Raw genomic sequence first — 23394 nt, 5'->3', positions numbered from 1 at the left:
AGCGCCTCCCCACTTCGACTACGTCCGTTTGGGGGGAAACGGAAGAGCTAGAAACCGCCGCCGATGCCGGCGGTTCGATCCTGTTCCAGGGTTACACCGAGGTCCTGCAGATCGGCCGAGGCCTGAACCCGTTCACGATCGGAGGTTGCAGTCAGGAAGTGGACGTTGACGACTACCTTGTAGTCGGCGACCCCATCCAAGTGGTCAATAAGGGTGGGCAGAGTCGCAACGTTGTTGGAGTTATCCGCCGAAGCGAACTTCACAGATGCGGGGGTGCCCAAGGCAATGTCGGTTGCCGACGCGACGGCGGTGCCATCAGCCTTGACCAGTGAGTAGCTGATTTCAACAACGCTGGGATCAGCCAACAGGCTGCCTTCGGGGCTCAGACCGTCGAGCGCAAGTCCGAGGTTAGCAACCATGTTGTCACCTTCAAGGGCAGCATCAATGCCGAAGGTTCCTTCAATGGTGTCGCCCGGAATGATCTTGAATGCGGTCAAGCTGGCAATCGTGTGGTTTGGATCGGTGCGGTCAGCGGAAATGTCTTTCCAAGTTGCTGTGCCAACCGTCGCGACCTCCAGGTTGCCCGCGGTGATCACGCCACCGGCGATTGACGCGTCGTCGTTCCACAATGCGAAGGTAGTGCCGCCTGCGAGCAAAGCGATCCCGGCGATACCGGCGATAGCGCCCTTGGTCTTGTTATTCATGGTCGTGCCTTTCTGTGAACTGCGAGTGATGTGCCCAAGTCGGGCGGAATTACGGTTGTTGGGCCGTTACGGTCCCGGATTTGGTACAGATTGTGGTGGCACCAGGTGCCAGAGTTGTTTGTGCGCAGGTGGCGTTCCCAGCCTTGTCATCGGTAACCGACACGTTGGTGAGCGTCGTGGTTCCGGTGTTCTTGACGGTGTAGGTCCAGGTGACCGAGGTTCCGGAAGGAACGTTTGGCGCTGATCCTGGGCCTGTGACCGGATTGCCACCGTTGTACGCCGCGGCAGTCTTGATAACCGTGAGACTGGAGACCAGCCGCTTATTGGTGACCAAGCAACTGATCACATCGTTCTTCTTGACGGGGACGGTGAATCCCAAAGTCCCCGAATTGGTGATCGTCAAGACCGTGCCGGTGGACACGTTGGTGCATTTAGCGTTGAAGTTTCCCGTTTGCTTCACCAGTTCGAAACCGGTTTGCTGGGTTTCTGTGATGCTCACGTCCCGTGTTTCCGAATCTTGGTTTGTGATGAAGCCGGCGACTTTGAAGTTCAAAGCACCGTTGGCGTCGGTTTGTCCGCTGGAAAGTGCGCTAGTACCGGCGGTGACATTTGAAGTGCTGGTTTCAAAGTTCCATTGGGCTCCAGGAGTGCTGGGTCCCGTTGGCTCCTGAATTTCCTTCACAACCGTTACGGTGCCGAGGCAGTCCTTGGTGGCCATGGTCTTCAAGGTTTGGCCGAGGTTCGCAAAGTCGGTAGAGAAGTAATCAGAACCTGAATTTGGTCCCGAGATCATCTTCAGTCGCTGAGTGTCATTGTTCTCACCCGAACCCATGCCGATACCGACCGCGATGAGTTTGGCCCCGGTTGCCTTGACGGAGTTGGCGGAGTGAATTGCCTCCTCAACGTTCTGAAGCGTTGCTTCACTGCCGGTCCCGGAGGCACTCGGTCCGTAGCGGGTGGGCTCGCCATCGGTGAGGAAGAGAACCACGTCGTAGCCGGATTCGATTTGTGCCAGGCCCCGATCCCAGTTCGTGTAGTAGTCGCTGCTGTTTTGCAGGATAGATAAACCGTCAATCTTGTTTTTTAGAGTTGTCACGCCCGATCCCTGAGCGACGGAGGTGAGACCCAAGGAGCTATTGCCGGCAGGTGCTGTGAAGGACGCATTTTGTCCGGGAGCGCGGCTAGCGAAGGTCTTGATGGCGATTTCGGATGGAGTTCCAGCCAGGGAGTCAACGAAGATCTTTCCTGCGTCCTTGTAGGCGCTCACCGAACCGGATTGTTGGACGGAGTAGGAAAGGTCGAACACCACAGCCATCTTGATGCCGCACTTTTGCGATGCGACAGGATTGCTGAGCACGGTTGGCCAGGTGCGGCCGGAGCTCGGCATATTTTTGATGCGAGAGGCAGCGTTGTCGTTCTTCTTGACAGCCCCTGAGTTGTAGCGGATCAAGTCCGTAGTCGCCCCCCACGAAGCTGCCGTGCTCCACGTGCCGCTTACTCCGGACTGACTTGCCCCGGACGTTGAGCTTTGAACTGCGATGAAATAGTTATTCGCATTGTTGTTTCCAGATAAGACAGCCAAGATTCCACATTCACCGGCCGCATTGGTGGTGCAGGAACCTATGGAAGCTGTTGCGGGAATGGCAAGCACCGTTTCGCTGGCGACCTTGTAGAAGTCGTAGGTTACGCCGGCGAGACCGTTGACCGTTGTGCTTGTAGCGCGGGTTCCTCCCGTTTTGACCACTAGTTTTGCGTTGTCGGTCGGAGGGTTCCCGACCGGAACACCAATGGTTGCGGCAGCTAGGGCCAGTGGTATCTCGGCAGCCGCTGCTGCCTTTGGTTCTTCGGCCAGGGGCGAGGCAAGAATGCGCTGGCGTATCGTGGGGCTCGGCGTTGGTAAAGCTGTGGGTGACGGTTTGGCCTTGACCGGTGCGGATGCTGTTTCGGTCGCTGATGGTTTCTCGCTACTCGGAGAGCTGAGGGAAGTGGAACCGGTGGCTTCGGAGACCTCCGCTGCAGGTGCGCTGGGAGTCTGGCTTGGTGCCACTGACAGGGGAGTCTCCGCGGAGGGAACCGGCGTCGTCGCCGCTGATTTTTCGTTGGCACCAGCAAGAGCAGCATCCGGTGTCGCCGACGTTCCGGTTGGTGTTGAAGCTGCCTGGCTTTCTTTGGCTGGCGCTTGATTCGCCACAGCCGCCGGCATGGTACCTACAGCGATCGACAATGCTGTAGCCACTGCGGCCACAACCAAGAGCCTGCGTTCCCTCACCGATTTCTTCGGCATCAGATTCCCCAAAATCCTCATCCGCTGGATCACTGTGATCCTGCAGTGATCCTGAATTTAGTTCGTGATTCCTGCGATGCTGTTGCGGAATGCTTGCGTTTTGCTGTCGGTTCTATTTGCCTCTGAAATTTCACGAGGATCGTTCAGTACGGAGGGAATCGAGATGCAGAAGGGGTCTTCCGATTCACCGCACGCACATCCCTCCTCCATTCACGAGCAGGAGTTGGGTGACGCGTAGATCGAATCTTGCGAGCGCTGGTCATGATTCTCGCTTCACGCGCAGCCTGTTGCGCATTCATGCCCTACGCGGATAATCTGAGCTTGGGGTAGAGATGATCTGCCATCCATTTCAGCACCGCAGCGGGGCCCGCCTCCGATGCGTACTCAAAGTGGTTCGACATTGCTTGGGAACGATGACGAACAAGGGCTTTGATCTGTTCACCGGGATCCACTCCTCCGGGTGAGTTGAGCTGGAGCGGTTGGTGGAATTTTCTGGACTGCTTGGTCTGGGGCCATGCACGACCCATTTTCACGTTGTTGTCGACTTCGAGCGCTCTACTACGTCTAGATGCGTTTGTAGTTCGGTAGTGACATTTTCCTTGGGGGAAAAATGAATAATCTCGTGATTCAAACAGTTGGTCTTCGTCAGGAAATTTGTTCGGAACTTAGTGAACGTAATTATGAAGTTCTTACGTCAGAAAAGTCGAACGTGATGGACATGGGTGAAAAGAACAACCCCTCGCTCGTGGTTGTTGATGGGGACAGTGCTCCAAGCATGGTGCTGGAACTTTGTCGCTCCGTGCACCAGAAGTACAAAGTTCCGATCTTGGTGGTTGCCACCGCAATGGACGAAATTGATGAACTTCTGGCCTACGCCGTGGGCGTCGATGATTGCGTAATTGGCCCGCTGTCCATCCGACGAGTGGTTGCCAAAATCGAGGCGTTGAATCGTCGATCTCGCGGTTTCGAAAACGTCGCAGACCCGTTGACAGGGGTCCTTCGCCATGGCGAATTGTCCCTTGACGTGGCATCACGTTTGGTCAGTGTCTCCGGCAACCACGTCTCACTGACGAGAACTGAATTCGAGATTCTGACGCTTCTTATGCTGCGACCGCATCACGTCATCAAACGCCAAAATATCGTGGAGAAAGTGTGGCCGAATTGGTTTGGAGACGAACGCGTTGTCGAGGTTCACCTTTCACGGCTTCGTCGGAAAGTTCTCCTGGCCGGCGGACCTCGTATTGCCGAATCAGTTCGCGGTGTTGGATATAGGTTGGGAGTCTTGCAACCGGCTTGATCCGTTCCCAACCGTCCAGATGGCGATGGGGTGGGATGACCCGGGAATCGTGGAGTTGCGGGAAGCTGGTTCGGTGAAGGCCTCGATGTAAGGGTTAGCCCTTAGAATCGGACGTGCGAACCTCGCCACTCCAGCTCTCCACACATCGTTGCCCCATGGTTGTGCGCAGATTCAAAGGCTGTTGATTCCACGGATTCGCGACGTTTTTGCCACGACAACGATAGACCGCATCCTTGACCCAGGAGGGGGCCAGTGAAGCGTTCTGTTGCGGTGGCCTCAAACCCAGCAACTAAAGACTGTCTGATGAGCCGTTCACCCGTACCAAACGAGAACTTCACAGCAAATGGAGTATTATCCTCCGGTTAACTTTAGAGAAAGGGATACTCAATTTTGGGGCACGTGTCCATGACAACTTCGAGGCCCGCTGCCTTGGCTCTTTGGGCAGCCGATTCATCACGAACACCGAGCTGGAGCCACACCGCGCCCGCCCCAATGGCAATCGCTTGATCCACGATATCGCCCACTTTTTGCGAGTTCACAAAACAATCCACAACATCGATTTGCCCAGGGATCTCTGCCAATCGTGTATATCCGCGGTTTCCAAAAACATCTTCGCCACTGAGCGATACCGGGATGATCTCCATCCCCAAGTCATCTTGCAAGAAGAGCGAAACGCCTGGGGCAACGCGGCGTGGATTATTGCTCAGGCCCACCACCGCCCACCGCCCCCGGGTTTGCAGCAGACGGCGGATCACCGCCGGATCATTAACGTGGCCTGCGCCGGTTTCGTTGCTCATGGTCTCTACGCTATCGCCATCTTCTGCATCTGTACCGCCGACGGATTCTTCGTCTTGCCGCACGCCAGCGGGATTAGGAACGGCCAATGGCCCTTCCTAATCCCCCGCTGCCGCGCAGCCGCCCGCTGTGCTCTAGCGCGCGGGCTGAAGCGGCAGCTCGCTCTTTGCTGCTGAGTGTTCCGCAAAAGCCCCCCGAAACTTCGCGGCCGGATGGCTACTTTCAAGGCGTGGACCACGCCCGAAGACCTTTTCGCGCAGGGTTCCCGGGGTGTACTCGGTTTGCGCCAAGCCGCGCTTGTGCAGTTCGGGCAAGATCCCCTCGATGAAGTCGGAGTATGAGCCGGGAAGGATCTGGTTCATGATGTTCAGCCCGTCCATGCCCGCATCTTGCCAGTCTTCGATCTGGTCCACAATCTGTTCCGGGGTGCCGGAGATCTGCTGCGCCTTGGCTCGGTAGCGGGCGAGGTCGCCGATGGTTGGCTTGCCGCCGGGCACCGAGGCGATGGCCGCCTCGAGGACGCCGCGAGCGCCCTCGGTCTGAACGTCGCCCAGCGGTGTGTCAAGATCCAGCCCGCCAAGGTCGATCCCGATTCCGCCACCAATGTGGGCAACGATTGCATCCAGATCGAGGTACTCGTCGTACTCGGCTTCCTTGCGTTTGGCTTCTTCCTCGGTGCTGCCGACGACGAAGGAGAGTCCTGCGAAGACCTTGACATCTCCCACGGCACGCCCTGCAGCCGCCTCAAGCTCGCGGATCTTGCCCACTTGCTTGGCCACGTACTCCGGATGCGGGGCAAAGAGGAAGGTCGCCTCCGCGTGCTCGGCAGCGAATTGCTTGCCGCGTGCGGAGGAACCTGCCTGGAAAAGGAACGGCGTGCGCTGCGGGCTTGGCAGGGCCAAGTGCGGGCCTTCGATGGAGTATCGCTTGCCCTGGTGGTGGATCTTGTTGATCTTGGCCGGATCGGCAAAAATTCCGGATTCTTTGTCGGCCAGGACCGCATCGTCTTCCCATGAGCCCTCCCACAATTTGTAGGTGGCCTCCACGTATTCTTCGGCCCAGTCGTAGCGGTCGTCGTGGGCGGTCAGCCCCGCGGCCCCGAAATTCCGGTGCGAGTTCTCTAGCACGCTGGTCACGATGTTCCACGCGACACGGCCGTTGGAGAGGTGGTCAAGGGTGGAGAGCTGACGCGCGAACTGGAACGGCGCGGCCTGTACCACCGAGCTGGTCATCGCCAGTCCGATTTCGCTGGTGGTCGCGGCAAGGGCGGAGAGCAACACCAACGGGTCATGCGAGGGAACCTGCATGCCCTTGCGAACCATCGATGCCCAGCCACCTTCATGGTTGCCATACAGACCCACCACGTCGGCAAAGAACATGTTGTCGAACTTGGCGTCCTCGAGCTGCTTTGCCAAGTCCACCCAGAGCTTGAGCTCGTTGAAGCGGTGCTGCTGGGCCTCGGGGTGCCGCCACTGTCCACCCAGGATGTGGCTCGGGGTATTCATCAGGAATGCGCTCAGCAGCAGCCGGGGCCGCACGTCAAAGGTACCCATTTATTTGTTCTCCAATGTCGAATCCTTGGCGTCCCCGATGGAGTGCAGCCCGGTGGGAATGGTGCCGTTGATGTAGTAGTCGCCCACCGAGCGTGCCTTGAAGGCCACCGGATTGTGGGTGGCAACGGTACGGGCGTTGCGCCAGTGCCGGTCCAGGGACTTGCCCCGTGAAACGGAGGATGCGCCGGTAACGTCAAACAGTTCGCTGGTCGCATCGAGCACCAATTTTGGGACACTCACGTGCGCTTGCTGGACAGCGATCTCGGCGCGTATGAAGGCAGCGGTTGGATCCAGGCCCAGGGCCGGATCCACCGCGGCGTCTAGGTCTCGGGCAGCGGCGAAGACGATCGAGTCGGCGGCGTAGACGGCCGCTGCGATGCGCCCAACTTTTTCCTGGATCAACGGGTCGTTGCGGAACAGATCCCCCGAACCGGTGTTGAAGGTGCGGGTGCGCTCGCGTACCAACAGTGCTGCATCCGCCAGTGCGGCACGGCCGATTCCTGCCAGCACGCTCAACAACGCCAGTTGGAAGAACGCCGGCTCAAGCGTGGAGGAAACCTTGCGCTGAATGATGTCGGCGAAATCGACCACCACATCGTCGAAGATCGCGGTGCCGGTTCCCGTGAGCGGCTGACCAAAACCATCCCAGTCGTCAATGATCCGGACCAGTGGATCGTCGGCGCGAACGATGGCGTACTGGCGGCCTTCAACGCCCTCGGTGCTGGCCATGACCACTACCCAGTCGGCAAAGATCGACCCGGTGGTGTAGTACTTCTCCCCCTTTAGCAGCCATTGGCCGTTCTCCTCACGGAGCTTGGTGTTGGTGGTGCCCAGTGCGTTGCCGCCCTTTTCCGTGGCCGCATTGCCAAAGATCTCCCCAGCCAGCACCCGCGGGAACCAACGCAGCCGGAATTCCTCGGGCTGCAGGTTGATGGTTTCGACGAAGGAAAAATGCGAGCGCAACAAATGCCCGACGTTGGAGTCGGCTGCAGAGAGTTCCACGATGAGTCGGAAAAGATGCTCGTGACTGACCGGATCCCCACCGTGGGACACCGGGACACGCAGCGTAGTGAAACCCGCTTCCTTGAGCCATTTCACCGGTTCAAAGGGCAAAACGTGGTTGCTCTCCCGTTCCACGGTTCCTTCGGCAATACGCCCAAATACCGGGGCAAAGCGTGCACTCAGCTCGGCGTAACGGGCTTCGTCGGTGCGTTCCTTCAGGTACGTTGCAGTCATTTGTCTTCCTCCACCTTCATGAGATCCAAAAATATTGACCAAGACCTAGTTCGTTGCCATTTCGCGCAGCAGCGCCCCGGGGTTTGAATCCAGCAGGAGCCGGGTGTATTCGCTGGTGGGATTGTTCAGAACCTGTGTGGCCGTCCCGACCTCGACCAGCCGGCCCTGGCGCATGACTCCCACATCATGGGAAATACGCTCGACCACGTGTAGGTCATGGGAAATGAAAAGGTAGGACAGCCCCTGATTGACCTGCAGGTCCTCCAAGAGCGCCAAGATCTGAGCCTGGGTCAACACGTCGAGCGCGGACAGGGCCTCATCGAGCACCAGCGTCTTGGCGCCCAGGGCCAATGCCCGGGCAATGGCAACGCGTTGGCGCTGTCCGCCGGAGAGTTCCCTGGCGCCCAGCGCGGCCATGCGGGTGGGCAGGTTGACCGCGTCCAGCAGCTCGGCAACTCGCAGCCTGCGTTCGGCCTTGCTGCCCACCTTGTAGTTCTCCAGCGGCTCGCTGATGATTCGGGAGACTGAATAGCGCGGGTCCAGAGCCGAATCCGGGTTTTGATACACCAATTGCAGGCTGCGCCACAGCTCGCGCTTGTCAATCCCGCGCGCGTGGGTAACGTCTTGTCCGTGGATCTTCACGGTTCCAGCGGTGGGCTCCAGCAACCGCATGATCATCCGGGCCGTCGTGGATTTTCCGGATCCGGATTCCCCCACCAAGGAGAACGTTGTGCCGGGGCGCACCGCAAATGACACCTCGTCCACCGCCGCGCGTTCAGTCTTGCCCCTGCCGTAGATCTGTGTAAGCCCAGCCACTTCGATGGCTGGGACGGTGATGGCGCCCAAGCCAGTGGCGATTCGGGACGCGTCGCCCGAGGCCGTGGCCTCGGTGAGCAGCATCCTCGTGTAAGCATCTTCGGGAGACCGCAGAATCTCAAGCACCGGGCGGTCCTCACGGATCTGTCCATGTTGCATGACCACAATGCGGTCGGCGATGTCGGTGGCGACGGCAAGGTCGTGGGTCACGAAAATGACAGCGGTTCCGAGCTCGCGCGCCAGCTTAGTGAAGACCTCCAAGACGGTCTGTTGGACCGTAACATCCAAGGCGGAGGTGGGCTCGTCGGCAATCAGCAGCTCAGGTTTCAGGGCAAAGGCAATCGCAATGAGCACCCGTTGCTTCAGTCCGCCGGAAAGCTCATGCGGGTATTGGGAGATGCGTTGTTCCGGGGTGTCGATCCCGACCAATTCCAGTAGCCGGATGACTTCGGCGCGCAATTCAACCCTGGAGAGCTTGTGCCCCTGCGGGTGCAGGCGGAAAACTTCAGAAATCTGAGAACCCACGGTCTTCACGGGGTCCAGCGAAGCCCCCGGATCTTGTGGGACCATGCCGATGCGTCGACCGCGGATCGATGCCAGTTCTCTCTCGGAACGGGACAGCAGGTTCTCGCCGGCAAGATTGATGCTGCCACCTAGGATTCGCGCGGACTGGGGTAGCAATCCGATGATGGCCTTGGAAAGCGTGGATTTGCCCGAACCGGATTCACCGACCAAGGCAACGATCTCCCCGGGTTTGAGTGTCAAATCGATGTTCAGGGCCGCGACGACTGCTTCGTCACCGTGGCCATAAGTAATGCTGAGTCCGCTGATGTCCAGCAACGCGGATGCCGAGGCGATGGTGCTCATGCTATTCCCCTTGACTAGAAACGGAAGATTTTATGGAGCTGGCGCCCGAGGCCTGCCAGCAGGACGACCACCAAGACGATGACTATGCCCGGAAGAGTCGTGAGCCACCAGGCGGAGGCCAAGTATTGTCGACCCTCCGCGATGAGCAGGCCCCATTCCGGGGTCGGTGGTGGGGATCCGAAGCCCAGGAAACCGAGCCCCGAGATTGCCAGGATGGCCACCCCCAGGTCCACGGCCAAGAGGGCCAGAACCGGGCCGCAGGAGTTTGGCAGGATGTGTTTGAAGACCACAGACCAGTAGGTTCCGCCGTTCATGAAGGCCGCCTCGACATAGTCAAGGCTCCGAACACGCAGGACCTCCGACCGGACCACCCGGGCGAACGAGGCAATCGAGGCAATGCCAACGCCGACACCCAGGGAAATCGGTCCAGGGGCATACGCGGTGACGATAATCAGCGAAATCAAGAATCCCGGCACGGCCAAAAGGACATCAATCAGGCGCATAGTGACGGCATCGGCGGCGCGTCCAGCCGTCGCAGCCAGTAGGCCCAGTCCGGTGCCCACCACCAGCCCGATGCACACGGCCAGTCCGGCGGTCAGCAACGTTTGGCTGGTTCCATGCACGACGCGGGCGAAGACGTCACGCCCCAGATGGTCGGTCCCAAACCAGTGTTCGAGCCCCGGCCCCTGGAACTTTTGGGCAGGAACACCGCTGATCGGGTCATAGCCGCTAAACAAGGAGGGAAAGAGCGCCCACCCGACGACCACGATCAACGGCGCGCACGTCAACCAGAACGAGACCGAGCGAATGGCACGTTGCTTAGGCTTCGCTGCGGGGCCTTGCGCTGTTCCCTGATTTGGGCCGGAATCCGCCCCGCCGCCCAGCGTCTGCAGCAACGGTTCCTCTAGTTTGATGCTCATGGGTGTTCTCCGTTCAAGCCTAGGCAACGAGTGCACGCGGTGCCCCGTGCGTTCCACTCTTGAGGATTCGTGGATCCAATAGCGGGTAGAGCAAATCAACAACGAGATTGACGAGGACGAATGCTGTGGCCGTCAGCAGAACCATCCCCTGGACCAGGGCAACATCCTGCGCAGTCACTGCCTGCAGCACGACCTGACCGAGGCCCGAACGGGCGAAGACGGTCTCGGTGATGACCGACCCTGCCAAAAGCGTCCCCACGGTGATGCCGCTGATAGTCATCGCCGGCGCAGCCGCATTTTTTAAGGTGTGACGGAAGAAGATCCACGATGGCGAGGCCCCCTTGGCACGCAACACATCCACAAAGGGTTGGGCATGAACGTTGTCGACGCTCTTAAGCAGCACTTGAGCGATTGGCGCCGAGATGTGGATCGCCAGGACAAGCACCGGGACCGCAATGGAGGCAAAGGAACCATCGGGGAAGAGGGACATGATTCCCAGCTGGATCGAGAGCAGCTGTAGGAGCACCAGTCCCAGCCAAAATACCGGAACCGCAGCGAATAGCGGCGGCAAATTGATGATGAAGCGCTTCAGCCACGACTGGCGGACCAGTGTGGCTGAAGCCACCAACAACACAGCGAGTGCCACAGCTGCAACAAATGCGCTGGACGCGAGCACCAAGGTCGAAGAAGCCACCGAACCGATGCGTTCCGACACGGGCTGTCCCGACGCCAGCGAGTACCCAAAGTCGCCCCGGAAAAGACCGGTCAGCTGATTGAAGTACTGCACTAGCAGGGGCTGATCGTAGCCGTATTGCGCCTTCATGGCAGCAATGGTTTCCGGGTTGGCCGCCGCGTCCGCGGAAAGGAAGATCGTTACCGGGTCATTTGGCAACAGCTGCACGGCCAGAAAAACCAAGGTGTAGGCAAGCCAGATGACCAGAAGCGCCTGTCCGATACGTCGCGCGATATAGGCGGCCATGGGTGACTACTTTCCGGTCTTCCAGGCACCCTGGAAAATTGGGGCGGTGCCAGAGGTGAATTCGACGTGTGCACCGGCGTTGCCGCCGTAGACCTGAACCTCGTCCCAAAGGACAAGCGACAAGGCCTTTTCGCTGACCAACTGGCGCTGTTCCTCTTCAACTAGCTTGGTGTGTGCCGCCTCGGTGGTGGCGGCACGTTCCTTGGCAAACAGCGCGTTAAGCTCCGCGTCGGCATTCAAAGTCTGGGTGTTGTTCGCCGGGCCGAAGACCGGGCCCAATCCACCGTAGGCAAACTGGCGGGTTCCGAAGAGCTCGTTGTTCGGATCGATCATCGCGGTGGCCAGGAACGTGTTGTCGGCGGCACGGTTGATGAGCTTGACGCCGATTTCACGCCACTGCTGTTCGATCAGCTCAAAGGCCGGCTTAATCACCACGGAATTGTTCGAGCTCGTGACGGTGATTTCGAGCCTGACCCCGTCCTTTTCCCGCACGCCGTCGGCACTGACGGTCCAACCCGCGGCGTCCAGCAGTGCCTTTGACTTTTCAGGGTCGTAGGCGAGGTCGGCCGACAGATCAACAAAGCCGGGGGCTTCGTGGTTCAGTACCGAGCCGGCAACCACATAGCTGTCGGACAAAACCGTGTCTTTGATCGACTGGCGGTCGATGCCCACCTGGAGTGCCTGGCGAACCGTGGGGTCGGAGAGCTTTTCGCTCCCAATCCGCACAGCGGCCATGTTGGTGGTCAGATCGATGCCCTTGGCCGGCAGCACTTGGTTGCCGCTGTCCTTCAGCGCTATCTCGTCAACGGGCTGCAGGCCACGGGCCAGATCAACTTGGCCCGTCTGCACTGCGCCGGCGCGGTTTGAGACCTCGGGCAGGTACTTCACCACCAGCTTGTCCAGGTATGCAGCGCCCTGATTTTCAGCGGTCTCAGGTGCCCATTTGTAGTCGGTCCGCTTGGCGAAGGTGACTTCTTCATCGGTTTTCTCCGACTCGAAGACGAATGGACCCGAGCCCACGAGCTTGGAAATTGCGGATTGCCCGGCGTTGTCCAGCTTGAGCGTGGCTGGGGAAACAAGTCCTGAGGTCACGGACGAGGTGGCCCGCAGAAAATTCGCGTCCGGACTCTTGAGTGTGACCTTGACCTGATTCTTTCCCACAACCTCTGCGGACTTGAACGCGGAGAAGTCGACGTTTGGAGCGATCTGGGCTGCCTTGACTCCCAAGCCGAGCGCGTCAAGGTTAGTCTTGACCGCTGCCGCATCTAGCTGGGTACCGTCCGAAAAGCTCACGCCGTCACGAACCGTGAACGTGAACTCGGTCTGGTCCTTGTTGGCCGTGAACTTCGACGCTATCCAGCCAACGAGTTTCCCCGATTCCGCGTCAAAGTACGTTAGGCGGTCCAAGACACTATTGAGCACGTTGGACTTCTCGTAAAACCGGGCCGCCTGTGTTTGCCAGTTGTTGATGGGAGTGACCTCGGCGTAAACGAAAGTTCCGCCCTGAACCGGCTCGCTGCTGCCCGTTGGTGCGGCATTGACCGGCGTCTGCGCCCCGGAGCCACACGCGCTTAGTGCCAAGGTGGCGACGGAAAGGACGGTTAGCACTTTCACGCCGAAGCGCGCGCGAATCCTGTGCTTTGTGGGTGGATTGTTGTTGCCCATTGTTCATTCCCTCTCGGTGTACCCGAGGAATGCCGCGGCATGGCTGATCATTCGAACCCTTACCTGTTAGGTGGCGGTATTCGGTGGACCGGCGCAGAGTTGGCTATCTCCATCGGTCCTGGCGGTAGCACCGGCCTCCGTCATAAGGAAGTGGTTGCTGCGGCGTCAACGAGCCAGGTCTCTCAGCCGCTCTGGATGGTGTGTTCATGGTTGACCGTTAGTCGTTCCCGAACGATTCAAGTGTGTCGCAGATTCTTCGATACGACCAAGATTTGACCGCCACACGTGAAACAAAAGGACGCAAAATCATGATTTGATGGCTGAAATGCGTCACCAATCGTCACAAGACCGATTGTGAAGCAGCAATTTTTAAATGCTTGTGTCATCACCGCGTCATGTGGATAATGCACGAAGAAGAACCAGTCTGGGGCGTGGAAATCTGCAATCATAACCCCCGCAGTCAGCACTCTCGACCCTATTCACCCTGAAATTCGCCGGCCCGCGGGCTCGCCGACGTGGGATGATCGCCTCATGGCGGAAATACGGACACTGCGAACCAAACATCGGCGTTTGCGCGTACTGGGGATGCTCCTCGGCGGCGGCGCCGCGGCAACGCTCAGTGGCCTTCTGGGTCATTGGGCCTATGCCCCGGCCATCGGCTGGAGTGTTGCCGCCCTAATTTACAACGCGTCGGTGTGGATCAGCATCGCTCCGATGGACTCCAGCAGAACCGCCGAGCACGCCCAAGAAGAAGATCCGGGGTTCCAGACGACCGACCTACTGATTTTGGCCGCGGCCATTGGTTCTCTAGCCGCCGTTGTCATGGTGATTGCTGGCGGAAAAGACGTCTCCGGATCCGCACGGCTGCTCTTGGCCCTGCTGGCGCTGGTGTGCACCGCTTCCTCGTGGCTCATGGTGCACACCCTGTATACGCTGCGCTACGCGAAGATCTACTACGGCGGAGTTCCCGGTGGCATCGGATTTAATCAGGTCGAACTACCGCAGTACACGGATATCGCTTACATGGCCTTCAGCGTCGGGATGACCTATCAGGTCTCCGATACCAACATCACCACGCGAGAGATGCGCTCGGCGGTGCTCCGCCACAGTCTCCTTGCGTTCCTCTTTGGCACGGGCATCGTGGCGACCACCATCAACCTGGTGGTCAGTCTGGCCGCTTAACCGGCTCCGGTGGTGGCCCACCCTCGCGGGCGAACCACCACCGGAGCCTTTAGGACGGCGTTACGACTTTAAGCTAGCTAACCTTGGCGTTGTCGAAGCGGTAGTTCGCCGCACGGTGCGAGTCCTGGACACGGTCGCCCTTGCCGAAGAGTTTGTTACGCAGTGTGCCCTCAACGTATTCGGTCGGGTAGGCGCCGCGGGCCTGAAGCTCGGGAACGATGAACTCGACAACGTCTTCGAAGGTGCCCGGGGTGATGGCATAGGCCAGGTTGAAGCCGTCCACGTCGGTGTCTTCCACCCAGTCGATGAGTTTGTCGGCCACCTCGGTGGGCGAACCGATGGTGACGGGGCCGAAGCCGCCAACACCCACCCATTCGGCCAGCTGGCGAATCGTCCACGGGTTGCCTTCGTCGCCGCTGGCCTTCTGGAACATCGCGACGGAGGACTGGATGGCGTTGGACTTCACGTTGGCGCCAATAACGTCGTCGGGACCGTAGGTGGAGAGATCGACGCCCATCCAGCCGGAGATCAGCGCCAGGGCGCCGTCGATGTCGGCGTAGGACTTGTAGTCTTCGAACTTTGCCTGCGCGGCGGCAGAATCCACGTCGGTGATGATGGTCTGCATGGCGTAGATGCGCACGTCGTGGCGGCCACGTCCTGCGGCCTCAACGGCGTCACGGATCTTAGTGACCGTCGCCTTGAGCATTTCCTTGGTGGGGCAGGTGACGAAGACTGCTTCGGCGTTCTCCGAGGCAAACTTCAGGCCACGCGAAGAGGTTCCCGCCTGGAAAACGACCGGGGTGCGCTGCGGGCTGGGCTCGGTGATGGCAATGCCGGGGACCTTAAAGTACTTGCCCTCGTGCTTGATCTCGTGCACCTTGGACGGGTCGGTGAAGATGCCGCGCTCGACGTCTTTCACCACCGCGTCCTCTTCCCAGGAGCCCTCGAGGAGTTTGTAAACAACTTCCAGGTACTCATCGGCGTGGTTGTAGCGTTCGTCGTGCTCCAGCTGGTCTTCCTGGCCCATGTTCCGTGCCGCGGAGGGCAGGTATCCGGTGACCACGTTCCAGCCGACACGACCCTTGGTCAGGTGATCAAGGGTCGCCAGACGACGGGCGAACGGGTAGGGGTGCTCGTAGGCGGTGCCGGCCGTGACGCCGAAGCTGAGGTTCTCGGTCACCGAGGCCATGGCCGAGACCAGCATGAACGGATCGTTGACCGGAACCTGGGTGCCGGCACGCAACGGGACTTCGTTGGAGCCGCCGAATACGTCGTAGGTGCCCAACACATCGGCGATGAAGATCCCGTCAAACTTGCCCTTTTCCAGCGTCTTCGCCAAATCTGTCCAGTAGGACAGGTCCTTGTAGCGTGCGGACTGGTCCTTGGGGTGCTTCCACAATCCCGGGGACTGATGTCCCACGCAGTTCATGTCGAAGGCGTTAAAGCGGATTTTGCGGGGGGCAGGAGTGGTGCTCATGGTGATCCTTCGCGAGGTGTGGGAAATGTCTAAGTCCGCGGCTATGCGGAGCGTAAAGTTGGCGGGGTTTAGCCGAGGTTTATACGTTGTCGGTCGTCTTGTGCTGTCCCACATCGCCGATGGCATTCAGCTGCTGTGGGGCCGTCCCGTTAACCTCGTAATCGCCAATGATGCGGGATTTGTAGATCGCTGGGTTGTGGGTCGCCACGGTGCGGGCATTGCGCCAGTGCCGGTCTAAATTGCAGCTCTTCGCGGTGGCTGATGCGCCCAGGCCGTCAAAGAGCTTGCTGGCTGCTCCGAGCACCAGCGGTTGAACCACGGACTGGGCCCGGTCCGCGGAGAGTTCACACACGGCAAAGCGCTCCGCCGCGCTTAGCGAGGGGTCGGCCAGGGCCACCTCGATCTCGGCGACGGCGGCCAGAACAATGGAATCAACGGCAAATGCGGTGCCAGAAATCTCTCCCACCAGCTGCAGCACCTGAGGCTCATCGCGCACCGGAACTCCGGTTCCGGTGCTGAAGCTGCGGGTGCGCGCCTGCACCGCGGAGCGGACATCGTTGAGCACCGCACGGGTGATGCCAGCCTGCACGGCAAGAAGGACGAGCTGGAAAATCGCAGATTCCGGGTCATTGATCTGCTGCTCTTCCGGCAGGAAGGTATCAACCGGGACATTTTCGAATGTCGTTGATCCGGTGCCGGTGAGCTGCTGACCAAAACCGTCCCAATCATCAAAGATCTTCACCCCTGAATGCTGGGTGGAGACCACGGCGATTTGGCGCCCCGCACGAGTGGGGTGGGATACCGCGACGGCCACCCAATCGGCATAGATGGTGCCGGTGCAGTAATATTTTTCGCCGTTGAGGATCCATCGTTCACCTTGTTGGGACACCTTGGTGTTCAGTGTTCCCAGACGATTGCCGCCGCGTTCGGTGTAGGCGTTGCCGACGATCTGTCCGGCAACGATCCTCTCGACCCAGCGGTGACGCAAGGCATCATCTTCAAGGTGCAGAACCGCCTCGACGAAACCAATGTGAGAACGCCAGAGGTGGGCGACCTGCGAGTCTGCTTCGGCCAGCTCGATGAGCAGGCGGAACAAGTCCGAGACACTGGCGCCGTAGCCACCCTGGTTGGCGGGGATGCGCAGGGCTCCGAAGCGGACCCTGTTTAACCAGCCAACCGGCTCAAAGGGAAGGGTTCGGCTGGCATCACGCTCGCTGGCCCCGGCCGCAATCTTGGCGAAGATCGGACGGAAGACCGCAGCAAGTTCGTCGTAGTGTTCATCGCGCGGAACGCCCGGGGTCAGCTTCAGCAGGTGGCGAGCCGGGGTGGTGCCGGTGAACGAGTCGAGATTGACGGCACCAAAGATGTTGGGGTCGGTCTCGATGTCTAATGCATGCGTAAAGGAATCGGCAGCCATGAAATCTCTCCATCGGTCTGGCGTGAGCACCTACCGCCCAATTAAGGGGAGGGGTTGCTGCGGCGTCATAGAGCCAGATCTCTCGGCCGCTCTGGATGGTTGTTGGTCATATTTCTACACGCTTTCGGGCAACGCAAACAACCCACGACGTCACAAATGAAGCCTGCGTCACAGCCCGGTGACGCCATCGGACTAAGTCGCGTCAGGGCAATAGTCGGAGGCTGATCATTCTTCTGCCGATTCGTTCGATTCGATGTTGGTGCAACATGGCGCGCTGCCTGGTGACCCTCACGGCAGACAACCAGTGGGACAATCGCCGCAGGGCAGGACCTACTGCGAAACGAGGCAGCGATCCCTACCCGCAGAACGGGCACCCACAACAAGCATGAAATATTCGAGATAGGTCGAATACATAGAAGTTTCTTCGATGCGCAACGAAATGCGGGGCAAGCGTCGAACGTACCGTCACATTACGACCGGTTTGCCCCTATGACCGATCATCGACTTTGATACAAGAACCACCCATCCCGAGCGGCCGAGAGATCTGGCTCTATGACGCCGCAGCAACCGCCTGTCACGTAGTGGTGCTACCGCCAGAACCGATGGAGCAGAGAATGACCGAAACCCTTGCACCGGCACTTTCCACCGAGTCATCGTGGAGTGAAGCCGAACGTCTCGCCTTTTGGGATGCGGCGGCCCGCCGCCTGAGTTGGGCAGAGCCATGGCACACCATCCACACCAGCACAGAGGTAAATAGTGTCACCCGGCGCGGACCCGCGCTGCGCTGGTTCGAAGGTGGCAAGCTTAATGCCGCCTACAACTGCGTGGATCGCCATGTGGAAGCAGGCCGCGGAGACAAGGTGGCGCTGCACTTCGAAGGCGAGCCCGGGGACCGAGCCACCGTCACGTACAAGGATCTACAGGATCGCGTTTCTCAGGCAGCCAATGCGCTGGAGTCACTGGGCATCACCAAGGGTGACCGCGTGGTGGTATATCTTCCGGTTCTCATCGAAACCATCGTCATCACCCTGGCCTGCGCCCGAATCGGCGCGGTGCACTCGCTGGTCTTCGGTGGCTTCTCCGCGGAGGCCCTGAAGTTCCGTGTTGAGGACACCGCAGCCAAACTCCTAGTCACCACCGACGGCCAATTCCGCCGCGGCACCTCGGTCCCCGTCAAGGCGCACGCCGACGAGGCCGTCGCCGGCGAGAACGCCATCGAGCACGTGCTGGTCATCAACCGCACCGGACACACCGACATCAACTGGGTCGAGGGCCGAGACGTATGGTGGCACGAGACGGTGGATACCGCGAGCACCGAACACACCCCCGAGGCCTTCGACGCCGAGACTCCCCTGTTCATCATGTACACCTCCGGGACCACCGGCCAACCCAAGGGCCTGGTTCACACCACCGGCGGCTACCTCACCCAGACGTCCTGGAGCCATGAGTTCCTCTTCTCGAATCCGGATGCGGACAAGCGCGACAACGACGTCCATTGGTGCACCGCCGACCTGGCCTGGGTCACCGCACACACCTATGAGATCTATGGGCCGCTGTCCAACGGCGTCACCCAGGTCATTTACGAGGGTGTTCCCAATGCCCCGCACCCGGGTCGCCATTTCGAAATCATCGAGCGTTACGGGGTGACCAGTTACTACACCGCGCCCACCCTAGTGCGCTCGGTGATGGGCTGGTTCCCCGAGGGTATCCCGGGCGAATACGACCTCTCCTCGATTCGGCTGGCCGGAACCGTCGGCGAGGCAGTGAACCCGGAAGCATGGCGTTGGCTGCGCGCGCAGATCGGGCGTGACACCGCCGACGGAATTCCGATGGTTGATACCTGGTGGCAGTCCGAAACCGGGGCCACCATCCTCTCCCCACGCCAGGACGACGCCGCGTTTAAGCCCGGTTGCGGCACCCGGGCGCTGCCCGGGGTGAGCGTGGACATCGTTGATGACCAGGCGCTGACCGTGGGCAAGAACATTCAGGGCAACATCGTGCTCACCAAGACCGGACCGTCGATGGCCCGCACCGTCTGGGGCAACCCCGAGCGCTACTACACCTCCTATTGGGAGAAGTACGCACCGCAGGGCTGGTTCTTGGCCGGGGACGGCGCCCGCTTTGATGAGGACGGTGACATCTGGATCTTGGGCCGCACCGACGACGTGATCAACATTTCCGGTCACCGACTCTCCACCATCGAAATTGAATCCGCACTGGTCACCCACCCCGCGGTGGTCGAGGCCGGCGTCTGCCCCACCAGTGATGCCAAAACTGGCCATGCCGCCACGGCATTTGTGGTGCCGTTGGATAAGAGCATCGTGGGCACCGACCTGCAGGGCGAAGCCCTCCTGAGGCAGCGCGAGTTGGCAGCCGAGTTACGCAACCACGTGGCCACTCAGATCGGGCCGATCGCCAAACCACGCGAAATCGTTTTTGTGCCGGATGTACCCAAAACGCGTTCGGGCAAGATCATGCGCCGATTGCTGACACAGCTTTTTGAGCGCGGCACGCTTGGTGACACCACGAGCCTGCAAAACGAGCCGTGCATCGCGCAGATTAAGGAAATCTGCGAAGCCTAGGTCCTTGACCGGACAGTAAACGGTTCGACCTGCCACAAGCGATGGTCTGCCTAAGACGAAATCCTCAGGTAGGCCATCGCTCCCTCATGACTCACGGTGACCCGACCAATATTTGCCTTTGCCGCCAGCTCGTAAAGTTCCACGGCAGTACGTGCCTGGGTTATGTCCCCGCGTGCCTTGAGTAATTTCAGATAGGCATTCGAGCGGGCAGATCCCTTGACGAGCGAAGCCAAAAAGAGGGTACCGCGGTCCTCTAGCTGCTCGCTCAGCCCGGTTAACAGCGCACCAACATCCGGGACCAGATGCAATAGACCGAGGCCCAGAATGGTTTCGTAACGCTGCCCATCGGGCACCGAGAACATATCGCGGCATTCAAAAGTGATCCTGCGTGGAACATCTCCACCAGCGGCACGGCGTATCGATGCCTTAGCCAGCTCGAGCATGGGCGCACTCATGTCCACCAGCGTCGATGGTCGCCGGCTGGCCACGTGTAGTAGCGCGGTGGCCTGGGCGGTCCCCACCGCAACCTCCAGCAATGGGCCGTCTCCAGAGCCGATGGCTCGCGCCGCGAAGGCCGAATATTGTGCCGGGTGAGTTCCCCAAAGGACTCTGTTGTATATCGGAGATGCGACCATCGCGTCATAAGCTTTGGCTCGACGGTCATAAAAAGTTGAGTTGCCGAAGAATTTTTCACCCATACGTTCATGGTGCCTCGCGCAACGTCCCGATACCAGTGCGATGCCGCATCGGGACTGGATGGTCGGTGGCCGATTCCATGTAATATCTCCCCCGACTCAGTTTCTATCTTGATTAGTTCAAAATAAACGGGAAAAATGTGAGGCATGACAAAACCGGTCGAGCTCGAGCACGTATTGCGCCAGGCATCCATGCGCGTCACGCTCCCACGTGTTGCCGTGCTCGCTGCGGTGACCGCCAACCCTCATGCCGATACCGACACGATTCGCGACGCGGTACGTCAAGCTCACCCCGCCGTATCGCATCAGGCCGTATACGACTCGCTCAAATTGCTGACCCAGCTGGGCATCGTGCGTAAGATCCAGCCGCATGGGCACAACGCCCGTTACGAGACCCGAGTTGGAGATAACCACCACCATCTGGTCTGTCGTGCGTGCGGCACGGTGCTCGACGTCGACTGTGCGGTGGGCGGCGCTCCCTGTCTGCATGCCTCCAACGATCATGGCTTCGCTATCGACGAGGCCGAGGTCATCTACTGGGGACTATGCCCTCAATGCCAAAACGCGGGCTGACTCGCTTTATTCCACCGGCGACCCGAAACTCCCGCCCCAAAGCTCTCACTTTTCGCTAAACCAACTAATCACCTTAACGAAGGAAGTCATGTCTGAAGCTGTAACCGGCAAGTGCCCCGTAATGCACGGCGGCCGCACCCATCCCACCCGCGGAAGCGCCAACACCGAGTGGTGGCCGAATAAGCTCAACCTGAAGATCCTGGCCAAGAACACCCAGGTCTCCAACCCGCTGGATGAGGACTTCAACTACACCGAAGCCTTCGAGGCCCTGGATCTGGATGCGGTGAAGGCCGATCTCGCCGAGACCATGACCAAGTCCTACGACTGGTGGCCGGCAGACTTTGGCCACTACGGCCCATTCTTCATCCGCATGGCCTGGCACTCGGCCGGCACCTACCGCAGCCATGACGGCCGAGGCGGCGGCGGCGCTGGTCAGCAGCGCTTCGCTCCGTTGAACTCCTGGCCGGATAACGTGAACCTCGATAAGGCCCGCCGCCTGCTCTGGCCGGTCAAAAAGAAGTACGGCCAGTCCATCTCCTGGGCTGACCTGATGATCCTGGCCGGCAACGTGGCCATGGAAACCATGGGCTTCAAGACCTTCGGCTTCGCCGGCGGCCGCCCGGACGTCTGGGAAGCCGATGACGATGTGTACTGGGGACCGGAGAAGGTGTGGCTGGATAACGAGCGCTACACCGGCACCCGCGACCTCGAGGCTCCGCTAGCAGCAGTCCAGATGGGCCTGATCTACGTGAACCCCGAGGGCCCGGATGGCCTCGCCGATCCGCTGGCCTCCGCCATCGACATCCGCGAAACCTTCCGCCGCATGGGCATGGACGACGAGGAGACCGTCGCGTTAATCGCCGGCGGCCACACCTTCGGCAAGACCCACGGCGCCAACGCCGAGTCCTTCAAGGGGACCGATCCGGAAGCATCGTCGCTGGAAATGCAGGGCCTGGGCTGGAAGTCCGGCTTCGGAACCGGCCACGGCGATGACACCATCGGCTCGGGCCTGGAGGTCACCTGGACCTATCACCCGACCCGCTGGGACAACGAGTTCTTCCATATCCTCTTCGCCTACGAGTGGGAAATGTTCCTCTCAGAGGCCGGCGCGCAGCAGTGGCGTCCGAAGGACGGCGGCGGCGCCGATCTGGTCCCGATGGCCCACAACCCTGCCGCACGCCGCGAACCGCGCATGCTCACCAGCGACCTGGCCCTGCGCTTTGACCCGAGCTACGGCGAGATTTCTCGCCGTTTCAAGGACAACCAGGAGCTGTTCTCCGAGGCCTACGCCCGCGCATGGTTCAAGCTGACCCACCGCGACATGGGCCCGAAGTCCCGCTACCTGGGTAAGGAAGTTCCGGCAGAGGACCTCCTCTGGCAGGATCCGTTGCCGGCCGCTCCGGCCGTGACCTTGGGGGATGCGGAAATCGCGACGCTGAAGGCACTGATCGCCTCTTCGGGCCTGAGCGTCCAGCAGCTGGTCTCCACCGCATGGAAGGCCGCTTCGACCTTCCGCTCCTCGGACAAGCGCGGCGGCGCCAACGGCGGCCGCATCCGCCTCGAGCCGCAGGTTTCCTGGACCGTGAACCAGCCGGAGCAGCTTGCGGTGGTCATCGCGAAGCTCGAGGAAATCGTCAACGAGTTCAACGCCACCTCACTGATCAAGACCTCGTTCGCCGATGTCGTGGTTCTGGCCGGCAACGTGGGCATCGAGCAGGCGGCACTGGCCGCCGGCCAGGAACTCACCGTTCCGTTCACTCCGGGCCGCGTGGATGCCACCCAGGAGCAGACCGATCCGGAACAGTTCGCCTGGCTAGAGCCGGTTGCCGACGCGTTCCGCAACTACGACTCGGGCTTCCTGCAGCTGCCCAGCGAGTACCTGCTCATCGACCGCGCGAACCTCTTGGGGCTTTCGGCTCCGGAGATGACCGTGTTGCTTGGTGGCCTGCGCGTGCTGGGCAACAACTGGGATGGCTCGAACCTGGGCGTCTTCACCGACACCCCGGGCGCGCTGACCAACGACTTCTTCGCGAACCTTATGGAACTGGGTCTGGAATGGACCCCGGACGCCGAAGAGAAGACCTACTCCACCACCGACGGCCGATTCAACGGCAGCCGCGTGGATCTGGTCTTCGGCTCGAACTCCGAGCTGCGTGCCCTCGCCGAGGCCTACGCCGCGGACGACGCCAAGGTGACGTTCGGCCGCGACTTCGCCGCCGCATGGGCCAAGCTCATGGACGCCGATCGCTTCGAACTCAAGAAGTAGTCACCGGCTGAATGAAACGTGGCCGCCCCCCGAATACTCGGGGGCGGCCACGTTTCATTTTAAGTTCAAACACCCCAATAATTACG

General features: G+C 60.2%; 17 protein-coding genes and 3 riboswitches. Of the genes, 5 read left to right on the top strand and 12 right to left on the bottom strand.

From position 1 onward, the window contains the following. Positions 1 to 47: 47 nt before the first annotated feature. Together KUF55_RS01150 and KUF55_RS01145 are read right to left on the bottom strand one after the other, a co-directional pair. On the bottom strand, positions 48 to 704 hold the full coding sequence (locus tag KUF55_RS01150; RefSeq protein WP_218817742.1) for an alternate-type signal peptide domain-containing protein: 657 nt from the start codon (positions 702 to 704) through the stop codon (positions 48 to 50). 49 nt (positions 705 to 753) lie between these two features. Then, positions 754 to 2988: a vWA domain-containing protein gene (locus KUF55_RS01145; protein ID WP_218817741.1), complete on the bottom strand. Its 2235-nt coding sequence runs from the start codon at positions 2986 to 2988 to the stop codon at positions 754 to 756. A 610-nt stretch (positions 2989 to 3598) separates the two neighbouring features. Here KUF55_RS01145 and KUF55_RS01140 point away from each other — a divergent pair. Next, on the top strand, positions 3599 to 4285 hold the full coding sequence (locus KUF55_RS01140) for a response regulator transcription factor (protein ID WP_218817740.1): 687 nt from the start codon (positions 3599 to 3601) through the stop codon (positions 4283 to 4285). Positions 4286 to 4653: 368 nt separating this feature from the next. Here the strand turns inward: KUF55_RS01140 and KUF55_RS01135 are convergent, their stop codons facing one another. The 7 genes from KUF55_RS01135 to KUF55_RS01105 form a co-directional block, all read right to left on the bottom strand. Further along, positions 4654 to 5082, bottom strand: a complete 429-nt coding sequence (locus KUF55_RS01135; protein ID WP_218817739.1) for a CoA-binding protein — start codon at positions 5080 to 5082, stop codon at positions 4654 to 4656. A 132-nt stretch (positions 5083 to 5214) separates the two neighbouring features. Further along, positions 5215 to 6633, bottom strand: coding sequence for an NtaA/DmoA family FMN-dependent monooxygenase (locus KUF55_RS01130; RefSeq protein WP_218817738.1), 1419 nt, complete (start codon positions 6631 to 6633; stop codon positions 5215 to 5217). Continuing rightward, entirely contained in the window at positions 6634 to 7869 is a 1236-nt protein-coding gene (locus KUF55_RS01125) for an acyl-CoA dehydrogenase family protein (protein ID WP_168151994.1), read from the bottom strand. It lies immediately after the preceding gene. Positions 7870 to 7914: 45 nt separating this feature from the next. Beyond that, positions 7915 to 9552, bottom strand: coding sequence for an ABC transporter ATP-binding protein (locus tag KUF55_RS01120; RefSeq protein WP_218817737.1), 1638 nt, complete (start codon positions 9550 to 9552; stop codon positions 7915 to 7917). Between the two features lie 14 nt (positions 9553 to 9566). Further along, the gene (locus KUF55_RS01115) at positions 9567 to 10472 is read right to left on the bottom strand and encodes an ABC transporter permease (RefSeq protein WP_218817736.1); all 906 of its coding nucleotides are present in this window, start codon (positions 10470 to 10472) and stop codon (positions 9567 to 9569) included. 19 nt (positions 10473 to 10491) lie between these two features. Then, complete coding sequence (locus KUF55_RS01110; RefSeq protein ID WP_168151996.1) at positions 10492 to 11451, bottom strand: ABC transporter permease; 960 nt, start codon at positions 11449 to 11451, stop codon at positions 10492 to 10494. Between the two features lie 6 nt (positions 11452 to 11457). Next, positions 11458 to 13116: an ABC transporter substrate-binding protein gene (locus KUF55_RS01105; protein ID WP_218817735.1), complete on the bottom strand. Its 1659-nt coding sequence runs from the start codon at positions 13114 to 13116 to the stop codon at positions 11458 to 11460. Between the two features lie 106 nt (positions 13117 to 13222). Continuing rightward, positions 13223 to 13318: riboswitch (SAM riboswitch) on the bottom strand. 329 nt (positions 13319 to 13647) lie between these two features. Here KUF55_RS01105 and KUF55_RS01100 point away from each other — a divergent pair. Next, complete coding sequence (locus tag KUF55_RS01100; protein ID WP_255557216.1) at positions 13648 to 14298, top strand: DUF1345 domain-containing protein; 651 nt, start codon at positions 13648 to 13650, stop codon at positions 14296 to 14298. Between the two features lie 73 nt (positions 14299 to 14371). Here KUF55_RS01100 and KUF55_RS01095 read toward each other — a convergent pair whose 3' ends face one another. Next, positions 14372 to 15775: an LLM class flavin-dependent oxidoreductase gene (locus tag KUF55_RS01095; RefSeq protein WP_218817734.1), complete on the bottom strand. Its 1404-nt coding sequence runs from the start codon at positions 15773 to 15775 to the stop codon at positions 14372 to 14374. Between the two features lie 79 nt (positions 15776 to 15854). Continuing rightward, positions 15855 to 17192, bottom strand: a complete 1338-nt coding sequence (locus KUF55_RS01090) for an acyl-CoA dehydrogenase family protein (protein ID WP_218817733.1) — start codon at positions 17190 to 17192, stop codon at positions 15855 to 15857. Between the two features lie 6 nt (positions 17193 to 17198). Continuing rightward, positions 17199 to 17294: riboswitch (SAM riboswitch) on the bottom strand. Positions 17295 to 17711: 417 nt separating this feature from the next. Next, a riboswitch (SAM riboswitch) is annotated at positions 17712 to 17800 on the top strand. A gap of 6 nt (positions 17801 to 17806) precedes the next feature. Here KUF55_RS01090 and acs point away from each other — a divergent pair. Beyond that, complete coding sequence (gene acs, locus KUF55_RS01085; RefSeq protein WP_218817732.1) at positions 17807 to 19774, top strand: acetate--CoA ligase; 1968 nt, start codon at positions 17807 to 17809, stop codon at positions 19772 to 19774. Between the two features lie 50 nt (positions 19775 to 19824). Here the strand turns inward: acs and KUF55_RS01080 are convergent, their stop codons facing one another. Then, entirely contained in the window at positions 19825 to 20472 is a 648-nt protein-coding gene (locus KUF55_RS01080) for a bifunctional 2-polyprenyl-6-hydroxyphenol methylase/3-demethylubiquinol 3-O-methyltransferase UbiG (protein ID WP_218817731.1), read from the bottom strand. Positions 20473 to 20616: 144 nt separating this feature from the next. Between KUF55_RS01080 and KUF55_RS01075 the strand changes: the two genes are divergently transcribed. Then, entirely contained in the window at positions 20617 to 21042 is a 426-nt protein-coding gene (locus KUF55_RS01075; RefSeq protein WP_132364224.1) for a Fur family transcriptional regulator, read from the top strand. Positions 21043 to 21130: 88 nt separating this feature from the next. Further along, on the top strand, positions 21131 to 23308 hold the full coding sequence (gene katG, locus KUF55_RS01070) for a catalase/peroxidase HPI (RefSeq protein ID WP_218817730.1): 2178 nt from the start codon (positions 21131 to 21133) through the stop codon (positions 23306 to 23308). Positions 23309 to 23394 lie beyond the last annotated feature (86 nt).

The organism is Paeniglutamicibacter sp. Y32M11 (assembly GCF_019285735.1).
GTDB lineage: Bacteria > Actinomycetota > Actinomycetes > Actinomycetales > Micrococcaceae > Paeniglutamicibacter.
Note: the sequence above shows the minus strand (reverse complement) of the source record. Positions and strands in the feature narration are given on the sequence as shown.

Excerpts from the sequence above, each read along its gene's own strand:
- KUF55_RS01150 (WP_218817742.1), bottom strand. The coding sequence starts at position 704 with ATGAATAACAAGACCAAGGGCGCTATCGCCGGTATCGCCGGGATCGCT.
- KUF55_RS01145 (WP_218817741.1), bottom strand. The coding sequence starts at position 2,988 with ATGCCGAAGAAATCGGTGAGGGAACGCAGGCTCTTGGTTGTGGCCGCA.
- KUF55_RS01140 (WP_218817740.1), top strand. The coding sequence starts at position 3,599 with ATGAATAATCTCGTGATTCAAACAGTTGGTCTTCGTCAGGAAATTTGT.
- KUF55_RS01135 (WP_218817739.1), bottom strand. The coding sequence starts at position 5,082 with ATGAGCAACGAAACCGGCGCAGGCCACGTTAATGATCCGGCGGTGATC.
- KUF55_RS01130 (WP_218817738.1), bottom strand. The coding sequence starts at position 6,633 with ATGGGTACCTTTGACGTGCGGCCCCGGCTGCTGCTGAGCGCATTCCTG.
- KUF55_RS01125 (WP_168151994.1), bottom strand. The coding sequence starts at position 7,869 with ATGACTGCAACGTACCTGAAGGAACGCACCGACGAAGCCCGTTACGCC.
- KUF55_RS01120 (WP_218817737.1), bottom strand. The coding sequence starts at position 9,552 with ATGAGCACCATCGCCTCGGCATCCGCGTTGCTGGACATCAGCGGACTC.
- KUF55_RS01115 (WP_218817736.1), bottom strand. The coding sequence starts at position 10,472 with ATGAGCATCAAACTAGAGGAACCGTTGCTGCAGACGCTGGGCGGCGGG.
- KUF55_RS01110 (WP_168151996.1), bottom strand. The coding sequence starts at position 11,451 with ATGGCCGCCTATATCGCGCGACGTATCGGACAGGCGCTTCTGGTCATC.
- KUF55_RS01105 (WP_218817735.1), bottom strand. The coding sequence starts at position 13,116 with ATGGGCAACAACAATCCACCCACAAAGCACAGGATTCGCGCGCGCTTC.
- KUF55_RS01100 (WP_255557216.1), top strand. The coding sequence starts at position 13,648 with ATGGCGGAAATACGGACACTGCGAACCAAACATCGGCGTTTGCGCGTA.
- KUF55_RS01095 (WP_218817734.1), bottom strand. The coding sequence starts at position 15,775 with ATGAGCACCACTCCTGCCCCCCGCAAAATCCGCTTTAACGCCTTCGAC.
- KUF55_RS01090 (WP_218817733.1), bottom strand. The coding sequence starts at position 17,192 with ATGGCTGCCGATTCCTTTACGCATGCATTAGACATCGAGACCGACCCC.
- acs (WP_218817732.1), top strand. The coding sequence starts at position 17,807 with ATGACCGAAACCCTTGCACCGGCACTTTCCACCGAGTCATCGTGGAGT.
- KUF55_RS01080 (WP_218817731.1), bottom strand. The coding sequence starts at position 20,472 with ATGGGTGAAAAATTCTTCGGCAACTCAACTTTTTATGACCGTCGAGCC.
- KUF55_RS01075 (WP_132364224.1), top strand. The coding sequence starts at position 20,617 with ATGACAAAACCGGTCGAGCTCGAGCACGTATTGCGCCAGGCATCCATG.
- katG (WP_218817730.1), top strand. The coding sequence starts at position 21,131 with ATGTCTGAAGCTGTAACCGGCAAGTGCCCCGTAATGCACGGCGGCCGC.